We start from the raw sequence: 14480 nt of genomic DNA, 5'->3' as shown, positions 1-14480 counted from the left end.
CCGACCTATCATTCGGGAGGAATACCTGATATTGAAAAGCAAAAAAAAGCCGTTCATATAAGAACGGCCATATTCGGTATTTAATTTTAAAAATAGGTTTCCTGTTCTGCCACATTAAATGATTCAACACTAACAAGACGACCATTTTCATAAGTTTCATAGATGGCTTGGATTGGATGGGTATTAATAGCATGACCCTGAAAAATACTTAAAAAATTAAAGTATTCTCCCATCACGTAGACGGGTGTTTCAAAAAAGTTATCTTGTTGTTGGATCATGGCCGCAACAAGACCGCCATCTGTATGAATATCCAAAGTCAAAGTTTCATTATCATAGGAATAAATAGTCTCTAAACCTTCTATTTTTGTGCTTTCAGCATAAAACCGGTCCCGTGCGCGTTGCTGCAATTCTGCATCAGCTAAATGTGGACGATTTACATATTCCTTATAATCAATATTCGTTAGTCGAACCTTATCCAAATAGACGATCGCATCCATTAATTCATTACGACTTTTAAATTGGATGGTAGATAGTTTGATTTTATATGTAGTCATTTTAAAACTCTGTTTGCTGATAGACCACAATTATAACATATACCACATATTAAATTGTTATTGTATGTAGTTATTTTTATTATATTTTTTCCCTTACGCGCCCCGCTTACGCTTCGGGCAATATTGCTTGCGCAAATTGCTTCTCCCCCTTTGCTTGCGCGGCGGCCACCAGTGCTTACGCCACCGGTGGGGCTGCGCCGGTATTCGGATAAGGATGCGCCGATTTTGTTATCAGGATTAAAGTCGGATTGCTTCAAATATTACAAGGTCTGAAAATTTAAAAGCAAAAAAAACCGCCCTTATCACAGGACGGTTCTGATTGTTGGATTAGATCAGCTGTAAAAGTTCAAGTACGGTTTAAGAACATCTTTAGTATCGGTCAGCGTATTCAGGTCATTATAAATTGCCTTGATATAAGCGACCAGTTGAGTAGGCAGAAACTCGCTTGCATGTTCACCAGTGCTATTATTGGCAATGATCCGGCTATGAATTTTAGCCAATCCTTGCTCATAGCTCATGCGTTCCGCATGTTGCAGATAACGGAATATGATCTTTTTCATATCTTGAATACCAACTTTCAATGTCACTCGGCCATACATATCCATTGTGAGTTCATCGATAGACACATCATCACGCATTTTTCTTTCAGGTTTTGTTTCGGCATAAATCTGATGAAAGGCTTTGGCAAATTCCAAACCGTAGTAGGACACAAAATATTGATCAAATAGATCGTGGTCGAATGTAATCACCTGATCATCATTGTTCACATTATTTTTATAACGCGCACACGTTTTAAAATAATCATTTGAAAGATTCGGCTTGAAGTGTTTCAAGTTATTCAGTGCAACATTGATCAAGCTGCGATTTAGTGTACGTTGCTTGGCCATCTTTTCAATATTCAAGCGACCGAGGTACTGAATAATAAATAGGGCTACATCGGTCTTAATGTCGTACTGGATAAATTGTTCATGTGCGAGGAAGTTATAGGTTAAAAGATCAAAGCGGTGTTCAGGATTCTTGATATTGCCATTAAAGAATGAACTAACATGATGGTGATACCAACGTAGTTCAAAGCATTCAGGTTTCAGGTATTCATTATTATTAAAGCGAACAGCCCCCAATTCCATATAGTCTGTGCGTTCTAACGCGATTGCCACTTTATAGTATTCAATCAAGAAGTATGGATGAACATATAGATCAGCATCAATATTATTGATGTTATCGTACTGAATGAGTGCCTGAGTGATTTGATGATTAACTGGACGAATGATCATGGCATTCAAAATAAAACTTATGCCGTTATTATTTTCAAGGTAAATATATTCAAACATTTGAATTGCAAACTGTTTGCTTTCTTCACATTGGAAATTTCCAATCGGGAATGATGCTTTGTAATGGTCCACGCCGTAGGTCTTATCACCGATACAGGTATCTTCATCAAGGTTCAAAATATCGTTATAAGAATTGAATCCACTAACCGCAGCAAACTCAGAACGTATATTATAAATATCAGGGAGTTTAACACCTGAAAATGGATAGCCAATTGACTCTGCAAGACGAAATAGATTGTCTAGGGCAGTAGCTTTTTCAATTAGATTTTTTCTATAAAGACGAATTGTTCTATTCATGGTAGGCTCCATTTGCTGATAAATTAATTATAACATATACCACATTAAAAACAGTTAAGTTAAGTAAAGATTTATGTTTAAATATTAATTACTTATAAGCAGCCCCGCTTTCGCTCTTGGGGTAACTGCTTGCGCAGCTACCATCTACCTCCCCCTTTTTCTTACGCTACGGCCACCAGTGCTTGCGCCACCGATGGGGCTTCGCCGTATTCAGAAAAGGAGCCGATAATTTAAGAAGCAAGTCAAACCCGACCTACATTCTTTACACTGTATGTATTGAAATTTAAAAGCAAAAAAGCACAGCTTTGCGCTGTGCTTTTAGAGTAGCTATATTGGTTTTCTATTAACTCAATGGATAATAAAAAAGCTATCCGGAGATAGCTTTTATTAACCTAATATTAGATGAAATTCATAATTGTAGGTTTCATTTGATCTAGTGTACGACCTTGGCAAGTTTCACCAATTGCTTTCATTTTCCATTCACCATTATGACGGTAAATTTTAGCAATGATCAGGGCTGTATAATCGCCTTGCTGAGAAAGGTTGTATTTGGCAATTTCAGTATTATTAGTCGCATCAACTAAACGACAGAAGGCATTTGATACATTTTTAAATGTTTGGCCACGGAAACTGCTGATAGTGAATACCAAGCTGCTTACATTCGCAGGTACGCGAGTTAAATCAACATTGATTACTTCATCATCCCCATCACCTTCACCAGTCAAGTTATCACCTGAATGAACCACGCTACCGTCACGGCTTTTTAATTGACCGAAATATACGTTATCAACGAATTGTTTGTTTGCATCAAACATGATTACTGACGCATCAAGGTCAATACTGTCACCACCGCCTGCACCACCAAACAATTTACCTAAGAAGCCACCACCTGATGAATTAGCGACATCCCATCCAGTGCCTAAGAAAACTTTAGTCAGTGAAGTACCGTCATTCTTTTTTAGAGAAATACCTTGACCTTTTTGTAAGCTGATAGTCATTTTGTTTTTTCCTTTGTTTTGAAAAGTTTAGTTTTGACGAGTAACGCCTAATGCACTACCCAACCATTTGATATAGTTGCCACGATTACGTGAATTGATAACAACTTTTCCGCTTCCACGGAATTTGAGCACCATCATTTCGCCGCTAGTCAGGCTGTTAAATACATTGCCCAAAATGCCGCCACTATTTGAATTTGGAACACTAATGCTGTAATTAAGTGACTGATCCCAACAGACGACATGACCATTATCGATAGTTACTTCACCCTGTTCAGGGGTAATGTCCATGATCATCAAAGAGCCGCTACCGGATACACAGACCTTACCTTGTCCTTTTGTTTGCATGACTACAAACCCGCCAGTACCACCAAAAAGTGCACCGCCAATATTGGTTTGAACTTTTGCCGTGATCTCTACATTTTCAGTCGCAGCCAAGAAAGATTCATCAGACAAAATATATTGCTGCGGACCTACATCTAAAATTTGCAGGCATCCGTCAATATTTGGAGATAACAAACAATCACCATCCCCTCTTTCAGCTTTAATTTCTTGTTGAAATAAAGATTCGCCATTGGTGAATTTGCGCATCATAGACTGGAAAAAACCACCGCGTAGCTTTCCATCAATGGTCAAATTACTTTCCATCATCACCATCGAATCGGATTCACAGAAAATCTTTTCGCCTTTTTTCATGCTGACTAAAAGCATCGGCTCATTTTCGCCAACAATCTGAAAGTCACTCATTTTATATAGTCCTTATTATTATTTAGAGCCGTTCACAATACGGAAGCCATAGCTATAGTGACGATCCATAGCTCCGATGTCATGGAAATAACGGACTTCACGGTTTGCCTTAATGGTTCCACCTTGGTTATGCAATTCAATGATTGCGCATATATTCGCATTACTATTATCTGCAAGTCTGACTTCTAGTTCAGGCTGACTCGGAATTTTGATGTTGATTACACCATCTGTATCCGACCAAGATGCAACACCTTCATAAATGGCAGCAAATACAAGGACACGCTCGATGTTGTCCCATTTATCACCATTGATATACAGGTTTTCACCTTGCGAAATTGAACCGGCACGGTCATCACCATCAAGAAATACAAATGGGTAGCGATCAAAATCACCAAAGCGTTTGCCTAAAGCCTGAATCGCGTACTTTGAACCATCTTTAAATTTGATTAAAGCGCATAAATCCAAATCAACCGCCTGATTGCGATTGAAAAAGCTTTTTACAAGACTTGGAGGGGTTTGGTTCCAATTTAGATTGATTCCAATACGCCCAAATCCTGATGATTTTTTAGTTAAGCTGATTGTAGGATTGTTCTTATCCAGTTTGATTTTGGACAAGTTAATATTTGATGGTGCGCTTTGTACTGGATTAGGTGTTGCCGCAGGCTTAACCGGAGTAGGAACAGGAGTCTGCTGTGGAGTTGTTTTTGGTGGCTCAGGTTCTACTTCACCGCCAAAATGCTCAACCAATGCTTTTAAACCACCATTAAAGCCCTGTGCTATTGCTCCGAACCGCCACTCATTTTTAAAGTAAACCTGTCCTAACATTACCGCTTTTTCTAACAAGAAGTGAGTACGGCTGATCGGAAAACTAGCAACGACATTACCATTGGCAATTATTTCAACATTCCCACTTCGGATTTCACTCATTGTATGATTTGGAGAATCAACAGATGCACAGATGACGAACTTTTCAACAGCAGTAAGATTGTGACGGCTTAAATCAAATTTGAATCGTGTGGTTTGGCCAGATTTAGATAGAACAACGGCGTTATTCGGAGAGACAGGCTGATTGAAATAAATCATATAGTCATCAGAAAACAGCTTTTCATTACGATTTAGACCAAATGCGGTAACATCAATATCAAACGGTGCGACCAATGTAACCCGCACTTCAAATTGTAAAGAAGGCCCCATAAGGCTTGCTAAAGTTGTTTTTTGACCCGCTTGTAAATTCATAGTGAAACCCGACCCCTTATAAATCATTATTTTGGTTTTTAGCACTCAGCAAAAATTTACGACAATCTTTGGTGAGTGCTAAAAGACCGAAGCCTTTTAGCAAATGAAGTGATTAAACACTTACACCATAGTTTTGAGCCAATGGACCAAGACCGCCGGCAAAACCTTGACCTACAGCTTTAAATTTCCACTCGCCGTTGTGACGGTATAATTCACCGAAGATCATTGCAGTTTCAACGCTGCCATCTTCTGACAAGTCAAAACGTGCAAGTTCTTCATCATTGTTATTTTTATTGATTACGCGGATATACGCTTTATCAACCTGACCAAAGTTTTGACCATTTTGCTGACCTTCATGGATCGTTACAGCAAAGATCACTTTTTCAATGTTTGCAGGCACTTTAGTGATATCTACAGAAATAGATTCATCATCACCATCACCTTCGCCAGTGCGGTTGTCACCGTTATGCGTAACTGAACCGCTTGCATCAGTTACATTGTTGTAGAAGATAAAGTCTTTGTCTTGAGTTACTTTACCGTTTGCATCAACAAGGAATGCAACAGCATCAAGGTCAAACGCTTTACCATCAGTAGCGCGAGGATTCCAACCTAAACCTAGATCAACTTGAGTCATGGTTGGTGCAGTTTTAGAAAGGTTTACATTACCGCCTTTAGATAATGAAATAGCCATTTTTATATTTCCTTTTAGGTTTATTTATCTGAGCCGATCTCAGCGTTACGTTTACTATATGCGATAGACGACATGACCGCCCACACGATGAATACAATACCAATAAAACCAGTTACCAGTTCAGGTACATGCAGACCTGTACCACTTACAAGCATAATGATCGCTAATGCACCGATAGCGTAATGCGCCCCGTGTTCCAAGTAGATATAAGCTTCTAAAGTACCTTTCTCTACAAGGTAAATCGTCATAGATCGCACGAACATTGCACCAATTGCCAAACCGAGCATGATGATTACGACATCACTTGTAATCGCGAAAGCACCGATCACACCATCAAAGCTGAATGAAGCATCAAGAACTTCTAAGTAGAGGAAACCACCAATTCCCGCTTTTACAATATTCCCTTTGGTATTAGATGTAGGTTGAGCATCGGAACCTTCTTTCTCAGCGTCATCTTCATCTTTGTCTGAGCCTTCTAATAAGTGGCTTACAACTTGAACACCAACATAGACCACGATACCCCAAATACCGGCAATCACTACAGCTAGACGGCTTTGATCAGGAACATAAGATGACATTACAAGGATAGTGATCAATGCAAGGAATACTGACATTGCCGGTACACTTGCAAAGGATGCCAACTTATTTTCGAGCCAATGAAACCAATGAGTATCCTTTTCATCATCGAACAAAAAGTTAAGGAATACTAATAGTAAGAAAGCGCCACCGAAAGCTGCGATTTCACCATGGTGTTCCATAAGTTTTGCAGAATAAGTTGCAGGATCATTCAGGGCTAATTTAGCCACTTCGATCATGCCCATGTCAGCTGTAACGCCTACGATTAAAAGTGGGAATACAAGTCGCATACCAAAAACAGCAACAAGAATACCCACAGTTAAGAAAAGAGTTCGCCAAAACTTGTCCCAATGACGAAGTACGGAAGCATTGACTACAGCATTATCGAAAGAAAGAGACACTTCCATAACTGCAAGAATTGCTGTGATGGCTAGTGCTTTAAGCATGGTGGAAATGCCGGCATCAGGGCCATGGGTATACCCCCAATAAGCCGATACTGCCAAGCAGATCAGGGTAAAGATTATTGAAAAACGGAAATGCTTTAACATATTAGTGAGTGCTCAGGTTTAGATGTTGATGCCATATTGGTTACACATCGCTTTTAAACCGCCTGAAAAACCTTGGCCTACAGCACGGAATTTCCATTCACCGTTATGGCGATATAATTCTGCGAAAATCATTGCTGTTTCAACTGAATAATCTTCATTCAGGTCATAACGAACGATTTCATTTTGATTTAGGTCATTGACGATACGAACAAAAGCATTTTGAACTTGGCCAAAGTTTTGACGGCGTTGCTCAGCGTCATGGATAGTTACAGTGATTATGACTTTTTGAATATCAGCAGGCACTTTAGAAAGATTAATTTTTACTGATTCATCATCACCATCGCCTTCACCTGTACGGTTATCGCCTGTATGTTCTACAGCACCTTCAGGAGAACGTGGTTGGTTATAGAAAATAAAATCATGTTCGCCACGAACTTTATCGTTAGCGCCCAATAAGAAAATAGAAGCATCCAAATCGAAGTCAGCGCCATCAGTAGCGCGGGCATCCCACCCCAAGCCAACTAGAACATTATTCAGAGTTGGATCGGTTTTAGTTAAAGATAAGTTGCCACCTTTAGATAATGATAAAGCCATACAAACCTCAAATAGTTATTTCCGTCTTTAGCAGACTGGATGTTGTTGAAAAAATAAGTAAATAATATTTTGTGAAACATCATTATTATTAAAAATAAATGTTTCATTAACCTTTCCATTATTAAGCTATCAATGATTTGGACAGGTGTAAAGCAAAATAACATTTATTTTTAATAAACACCATTTCGTTAAAGATAGCATAAATCACTGTAATGAATGGTAATATAGCTTTGATACCAATTCGATATCGGTTTAAGATGATTTCGTAAAGTTTATTATATTTATAATAAATGCTTAATTTAAAAAATTATTTTCAATAATATAAAAGTGATTATCTAACCTTGTTATTGAAAGTAAATACCTTTATAAAGCCCCATGGAGACCTGTATGGAGCGCAATGTTGAACTCAGCCGAGGAAATTTATCGGTATCAGTTACACAACATCATCAAAGTTGGGAATTAGATTCTCTTTTGGATTTTGCAGAGCGTATTAATCCGAAACGCGCTTTTCTATTCGTATCCAAAGTATTAGGTAAACACATCCCTGTTACGCCGGCATTAATGAATGAATCGTATAAAAGTCTTTCAGCGATTATTCCTAAAAACTTAGCTACACCTTTAACAGTTGTTGGGATGGCAGAAACAGCCGTGTGTTTAGGTGCCGGTGTATATCGTGAAATTAAGAATCAATATGGCCGAGAAGCTGTATTTGTTACTACTACTCGCCACCCTGCTAAACACCTTCCAGTTTTAAGCGAATTCTTAGAAGAACATAGTCATGCTCAAGATCAGCTGATTTATGGCTCTAATGACAAAGACATTCAGAAGCATATTGAATCAAGTAAGACTTTGATCTTGGTAGATGATGAGATTTCAACCGGTAAGACTTTTAAAAACTTGATTCAAAGCCTTCTTAACGCCGATCTAAAGAATGTTGAGCGAATCGTATTGGTCAGCTTGGTAAATTGGAATGATGGCAATTTAGAAGATACCTTTATGGGTCTCCCTATTGAGTCCATAGCCCTCTTACATGGCAATTGGTCATGGGAATCCAATAATACTGCTTTAAATCAAACCATGCCTAATGTGTCCACTACAGCGCAAGGCGCACATGAGATCATTGCACCGACCACTTGGGGCCGTGAACCAAGTTATTTAGATCACCACCCTATGCCTGCATTCAAACCTATTCAAGAAGGTGAAAAAGTCTTAGTTCTTGGATCGGGCGAATTTCTATGGCTACCTTTCTTAGTGGCTGAAAAACTTGAGCTAGATGGACATGATGTTTATTTTAGTTCAACTACACGCTCCCCGATCATGCAAGGTAAGGCTATTAAATCCATTTGTTCATTTCAGGACAATTATGGTTTAGGCATTGTGAATTACGCATACAACGTAAAGGACAAAGACTTTGATCGCGTTCTTTTAATTGTAGAAACGCCTAAAGACAGTATTGATCCCGCCCTATTCTCAGAAATTAAAAATTTGGAAGTTGTATCGTATGAATAAGCCTATCGTTTTTATTGATTTGGATGACACATTGTTCCAAACACACCGCAGAATCAAACCTGAACCACACTTTAAGGTGGCTACAGTTGATAAAAATCAGTCTCCGTTGTCATTTATGACATCCAAGCAACAAGCCATGGTTGAATGGCTTGGTCGTAGTGCAGATTTGGTTCCGGTAACTGCACGTTCAATCGAAGCATTAAGCCGCGTCAAGATCGACTTCAATTATGGTGCAATCTGCTCACATGGCGGCACAATACTTAACTCTGATAAAGAGATCGACTTGGAATGGTTTGAGATACAAAAGGGTCATATTGAATCACTCAATTCAATGATGAGCGATCTCCCCGATCTATTACATTACCTAGCCAAATATTTAGGCTCTATCCGAACATGGGCTGTTGAAGAAAACTCACTGAAAATCTATACCGTGGCCAAACAAAATGAACCTGAACAAGGTTTGTTTCTAACTGAATTGGTAAGTTTGCTTCCAGTGGAAATTAAGGAAAATTTTTATGTTCATGCCAATGGCAATAACTTGGCCATTATTCCAAATGCAATATCAAAGAAAAATGCCGTTGAGTTTTATCTTTCCAAGTCGGACCCGCATAACGAGCGTGTTATTTTAGGATTGGGGGACAGCCTATCAGACTTCCATTTCTTAACTTGCTGTGATTGGTTCGGTATGCCGAAAAACAGCCAACTGCACAAATTTACTGATCTATCCCTTCAATCCGATTACGCAGTACGCGGCTTCTATGGGAATGTTTAATATGAATAGTCAGCTTAACACTATTGGTTTTCATGGTTCTTATCGTCCTCATGATGTCGTTTTTCTTCTTAACGTAGACACGATTGAACCCATTGATGTACATGAAAAGGAACGTCTGATTCAGTCAGGTAAAGCGCATTATTCTCAAATGATTAGTGCTGAAAAAAAGCCTTCTGATGAACACCTCAAACATTATCATCAGGCGCTCAAAATTGGCGCGGCACGTATGGCTAATGACATTCAGATGATCGGCAATTCATTGATGCAGCGCTTCAAAAATCAGCCAATTATTCTAGTTAGCTTGGTTCGCGCGGGTGTGCCAGTAGGGGTTCTATTGAAGCATCACATTAGCCAGTTTCAATCCTGTTTTCACTATGGTATTAGCATTATCCGAGATCGCGGGATTGATCATAGTGCGTTAACTGCCATCATCAAGGAGCATGGTGCTGAGAACATCGTATTCGTGGATGGATGGACTGGTAAAGGGGCTATTTGCAAAGAATTGACAGCGACTTTAAGTAATTATCCTGATCTATTCGATAAAGGTTGGGATATACCGCGACTGGTTACTTTAGCTGATTTAGGTGGTTGCTCATGGCTAAGTGCAAGCTGTGAGGACTGGTTGATTCCATCAGGCATTCTAGGTTCTGTTATTTCAGGTTTGACTTCACGCAGTATTCTTTTAGAGGATGTGCCGGAAGATCAGGCTAAATCTGAATATATGAATACCGAGCTTTGGCATAAATGTATTATCTATGATGAGTTGGTAGAACATGACATTTCAGTAGAATTCGTAGAACATATCCTCGCAATTATGAAGGAAAATCCAACTACTGAAACGGCAGACTGGTCTGATGTAATTAGAAAAAATCAGTATGCTTTATGCCAAGACACTATCAAATGGGTAAGTGATACTTACAGCATTCAGAATATTAACCATATAAAGCCAAGCATTGCAGAAGCTACAAGAGCTGTGCTGCGCCGTGTTCCTGAACGGATTTTAGTCCGCAATACCATAGATGAGAACGTGCAGTTAATCCTACATTTCGCTAAACAACATAATGTTCCTGTTGATGTTCTTGGTGACAAAATCGGCCCTTATCAAGCCATTACGCTGATCAAACGAGTAAAGGAAAATAATAATGAAAATTCTTAAAAATGCCTTGGAATTGGGGGCAACAATGTATGTGCCTGCTACTCATGATCAGCTTTGGGATGTTACCCAAGGAGTGAAATATCCTGATTTAAAATCGGTCGTGGTTTGTCTTGAGGATTCAGTTAGAGAAGATGATTACCGAAAAGCATTCAATAATTTAAAAAATTTATTGAAGCGAATCGAAATGGGTGGTCAATCAAATGGTCCTGCTGTTTTCGTCCGTCCACGTAATCTAACTTCGGCACAAGAAATTGCTGAATTGGGACTGCACCATTGTTTCAATGGTTATGTGGTTCCGAAATTCACTTTGGAATCATTAAGAAAGTGGCAAACCTGTACAACTGCACAAAGCAATGTCATGTTGACTTTGGAAACAGGTGAATACTTTGATTCAGGCTATGTTTCAGAAGTAAAAAATGCCCTGCTTTCTGACTTTAATGAAAATGTCCTGTGTCTGCGGATCGGTGGTAATGACCTACTTTCAAGCATCAATCTACGCCGACCCCGTGAATGTACAATTTACGATACTCCACTAGGTTCTCTGATTCCTAAATTGGTTGGGCAATTTGTACCAAAAGGCTTTCAATTGAGTTCGCCAGTCTTTGAACATTATTCAAATACGCATCTACTTAAACAAGAGTTGTCACTGGATAAGGCAAATGGCTTAACTACAAAAACGGCGATCCACCCTACACAAATCAAAATAATCCATGAAGCATATAAAGTTAGTTCAATTGACTATTATGAAGCTCAGATGATTGTTGATGCAGAAGCTAAAAGTGTATTTAAAAGTAATGGTTCAATGTTAGAACCGGCTACACACAGGAATTGGGCAAATGAAATTTTGTTACGTGCTAAGATTTATGGCGTAATTGAAAATCATATTCAAGTTTTCAACCACCCGACAAAAGAAGCAGTATAAAAACCCAAAACAGTAGACGTATGACTACGTTTACTGTTTGAAATTTCAATTATTTAGGTTTATGACCATTATCTATATGGATATATCAAATTTTTTATATTTCATTATTTAAATAAGTATCAATGGTATGACCAAAATCACCGGAAGTTACCAAGCAATATCCACGATCCCAAATTACCCTTTCCTTATAATAAAACTGGCTTTGCTGAATAGGAAACTCTTTGCGTAAATGTCGGCTTGTGACAGTTTTTAAAGTATTTATAAATTTGCTAGGAGTTAGATTTGGGTGCATCAATAAGTTGAGCTTGATATGGTTTTCGTGGCCATCAAATCCGGTCAGCTCGATATCATTTTCGGAAGATAATTTCTTAACGATTTCTTTGACTCGACAAAGCATAGCTTCATCAAAGAAAGATTTATTATCTTTAGTTTTTAAAACCAAAGTAAAATCTAAATTGTATTTGCAATGTGGATGTGCAGTCATTGTATTAAAAATCTTATCCCTTTATTAAAATTAATCATAACATATTGTCTAATGTTTCATACCTTGAAATAAGAAAAATATTATTATCTACTGCTTATAAATATTATTTTACCAAGTTTTTTAAAATGATTCACACTTCTTAATTTATCTACAAACATCCTTAGAGATAGGGTTAAACAAGTAACTATAAATTTCAAATTATTAAAGCTAAATTATTCTAAATGTTATAGTTAAAAAATATTATTCAAGAAATATTCAACAATTTTTATGAAAAATTCTAAACAAGAATTTACAAAATCACTTTATTTAAAATGTGGTATATGGTTTATAATTTTATTATTCAATGAGAGAAAACACCCTATCATATAATTAGCAATTAAAATGGATATATCAGTTGTAAAATATGCTTTTCTTATCACTATATATTGGTTAAATAACCATATTAATAATTCCTAAACCACATTAACAAGGACTTAATAATGAGTAAGGTATTTAATTCTGAAATGGAAAAATCTATTAGATTTGGTCAATATTACTGCTCCCCTTGCGCTAAAGCCTATGACAAGAATATGGTAGCAAAGCTATCGGGCGCTACTGGTATCCATATTAACTTTACAACTCTTACCACGCTTACGCTGCGGACAACAGTGCTTACGTCACTGGTAGGGCTTCGCCTGTTTTCATAGAAAAGGGTGTGTTTTTTTACATTGGGATGTCCCTACTTACATCTACTGTTTTAATGCCTTTAATTTAAAAGCACTGATTTCACTATCTACAGTATAGAAGCACAATTTATATAAAAAATTATACTCAATATTATAATTATAATTTGTGGTATATGTTATACTTATGGTTATTAATTATTTTGAGCTATCTAATGGATTTCGTAGAAAATAATAATATTCTTGCTTTGATAAATCCCGTGCGAACCACTGTTAAAACCGGTACTTACCGCATAGCCAATATGGAACGATTTATAAAAGACTTGGAAAAGGAGAGTCCTTTAAATTTATATCCTGAATTTCAACGTGGTTTGGAGTGGACTTTAGAACATCAAACCAAATTCATTGAAAATATTCTTCGTGGTTTAGTGCCACATGAAACGAATCTGATCAGATTTAATGATCCAAGTTTAGGATTAATCAATAGTAATTATATGGCCAAGGACTCCGACCTTCCTGTGGAAACTCAATGTATTGATGGTTTGCAGAGATTTAATGCAATGTTTTGCTATATGCGGGGAGAACTAAAACCTTTTGGATTATCTAGGGATCAGATTGAATCAACTTACCACGGCGTACGCGCTCAGGGTTTATGCTTTACTGCTGCTTGGTATGACTTTCAGTATGAAAGCGACTTGCTTGAATTTTATCGAGACTTGAATTGGGGTGGTATCCCCCACTCTGATAAAGAACTAATACGCATTAATGGCCTAATTGTTGAGTCTAAGAAAAAACGTGGTATAGCTTTAGCATGAAAAGAATATCAAGGCGTTAAATCGGCCGAGCTGAACTTTTTTTGCGGCCGCTTGGTAAAAACACCCTTATGTATTGTACATTACAAATTCTGTTGGCTTATTAAGTAAAATAAATCAATTTGATGTTTTTAAAGACCCAATAAATATAGATTTTGCAGATCAATTAGACTTATCTTCTTGTGGATTTATCTAATAAACAATCAGTTAGGCGACAAGCTATGTCGCACATTCGTTAGTCAATATAGATTAATTTGTGGTATATGCTTACAATGTGGTTATCAATAAAATAGAGTTTAATGCTAATGAAACGACTTCCAGTATGTGCCGGCTTCACAAATGGCTCAATTATTAAAAAAGACAATACAGTAATTACTAACGTAATGTTCAATGGCATGGAATTCGTTCATGTGGACGGTAAACCGCCGTATGGATTTGATCGCGAGGATTTCCTAGACTTCCTGTATTGTCAACGGCATTCTAAAATTGACCCCTTTTACCTTACAAATGGCAAAGTAAAATTGACCCCTTTGATCTCGTATTAAGTTTCAACCTGGGGCTGAATCCCAATTCTTTTTTTATCCTTCAAACGAT

General features: G+C 37.7%; 14 protein-coding genes. 5 read left to right on the top strand and 9 right to left on the bottom strand.

What is annotated here, in order from left to right:
* Positions 1-86: 86 nt before the first annotated feature.
* The 8 genes from HYG89_RS04635 to HYG89_RS04600 form a co-directional block, all read right to left on the bottom strand.
* On the bottom strand, positions 87-554 hold the full coding sequence (locus tag HYG89_RS04635) for a hypothetical protein (protein ID WP_178866241.1): 468 nt from the start codon (positions 552-554) through the stop codon (positions 87-89).
* Positions 555-886: 332 nt separating this feature from the next.
* Positions 887-2182 (bottom strand): hypothetical protein, encoded by a 1296-nt coding sequence (locus HYG89_RS04630; RefSeq protein ID WP_178866239.1) that lies wholly within the window; start codon positions 2180-2182, stop codon positions 887-889.
* Between the two features lie 398 nt (positions 2183-2580).
* Positions 2581-3180, bottom strand: a complete 600-nt coding sequence (locus HYG89_RS04625; protein WP_178866237.1) for a TerD family protein — start codon at positions 3178-3180, stop codon at positions 2581-2583.
* 27 nt (positions 3181-3207) lie between these two features.
* Positions 3208-3924 (bottom strand): TIGR00266 family protein, encoded by a 717-nt coding sequence (locus HYG89_RS04620; protein WP_178866235.1) that lies wholly within the window; start codon positions 3922-3924, stop codon positions 3208-3210.
* A gap of 18 nt (positions 3925-3942) precedes the next feature.
* Positions 3943-5160, bottom strand: coding sequence for a TerD family protein (locus HYG89_RS04615; RefSeq protein ID WP_178866233.1), 1218 nt, complete (start codon positions 5158-5160; stop codon positions 3943-3945).
* Positions 5161-5272: 112 nt separating this feature from the next.
* Positions 5273-5851: a TerD family protein gene (locus tag HYG89_RS04610; protein ID WP_178866231.1), complete on the bottom strand. Its 579-nt coding sequence runs from the start codon at positions 5849-5851 to the stop codon at positions 5273-5275.
* Between the two features lie 20 nt (positions 5852-5871).
* Complete coding sequence (locus tag HYG89_RS04605; RefSeq protein WP_178866229.1) at positions 5872-6975, bottom strand: DUF475 domain-containing protein; 1104 nt, start codon at positions 6973-6975, stop codon at positions 5872-5874.
* A gap of 18 nt (positions 6976-6993) precedes the next feature.
* Entirely contained in the window at positions 6994-7569 is a 576-nt protein-coding gene (locus HYG89_RS04600) for a TerD family protein (protein WP_178866226.1), read from the bottom strand.
* 387 nt (positions 7570-7956) lie between these two features.
* On the opposite strand from HYG89_RS04600, the gene HYG89_RS04595 reads away from it, so the two are divergent.
* The 4 genes from HYG89_RS04595 to HYG89_RS04580 are packed head-to-tail and all read left to right on the top strand — an operon-like array spanning position 7957 to position 11928.
* Positions 7957-9078, top strand: a complete 1122-nt coding sequence (locus HYG89_RS04595; RefSeq protein ID WP_178866224.1) for a phosphoribosyltransferase domain-containing protein — start codon at positions 7957-7959, stop codon at positions 9076-9078.
* The gene (locus HYG89_RS04590; RefSeq protein WP_178866222.1) at positions 9071-9850 is read left to right on the top strand and encodes a hypothetical protein; all 780 of its coding nucleotides are present in this window, start codon (positions 9071-9073) and stop codon (positions 9848-9850) included. Before HYG89_RS04595 ends, HYG89_RS04590 begins: the two co-directional genes overlap by 8 nt.
* A complete protein-coding gene (locus tag HYG89_RS04585; RefSeq protein ID WP_178866517.1) occupies positions 9843-11006 on the top strand; it encodes a cysteine protease StiP family protein in 1164 nt (387 codons plus the stop codon). Before HYG89_RS04590 ends, HYG89_RS04585 begins: the two co-directional genes overlap by 8 nt.
* Positions 10993-11928 (top strand): HpcH/HpaI aldolase/citrate lyase family protein, encoded by a 936-nt coding sequence (locus tag HYG89_RS04580; protein WP_178866220.1) that lies wholly within the window; start codon positions 10993-10995, stop codon positions 11926-11928. The genes HYG89_RS04585 and HYG89_RS04580 overlap by 14 nt, the downstream gene beginning before the upstream one ends.
* Positions 11929-12022: 94 nt before the next feature.
* On the opposite strand, the gene tnpA is transcribed toward HYG89_RS04580, so the two are convergent.
* Complete coding sequence (gene tnpA / locus HYG89_RS04575) at positions 12023-12412, bottom strand: IS200/IS605 family transposase (RefSeq protein WP_178866218.1); 390 nt, start codon at positions 12410-12412, stop codon at positions 12023-12025.
* Between the two features lie 877 nt (positions 12413-13289).
* Here tnpA and HYG89_RS04570 point away from each other — a divergent pair.
* Entirely contained in the window at positions 13290-13889 is a 600-nt protein-coding gene (locus HYG89_RS04570) for a DUF262 domain-containing protein (RefSeq protein ID WP_178866216.1), read from the top strand.
* Positions 13890-14480: the final 591 nt, after the last annotated feature.

Origin of the sequence: Acinetobacter sp. SwsAc5 (assembly GCF_013391485.1) — a bacterium.
Taxonomy (GTDB): domain Bacteria; phylum Pseudomonadota; class Gammaproteobacteria; order Pseudomonadales; family Moraxellaceae; genus Acinetobacter; species Acinetobacter towneri.
This window is presented reverse-complemented; position numbering and strand designations above follow the sequence as displayed.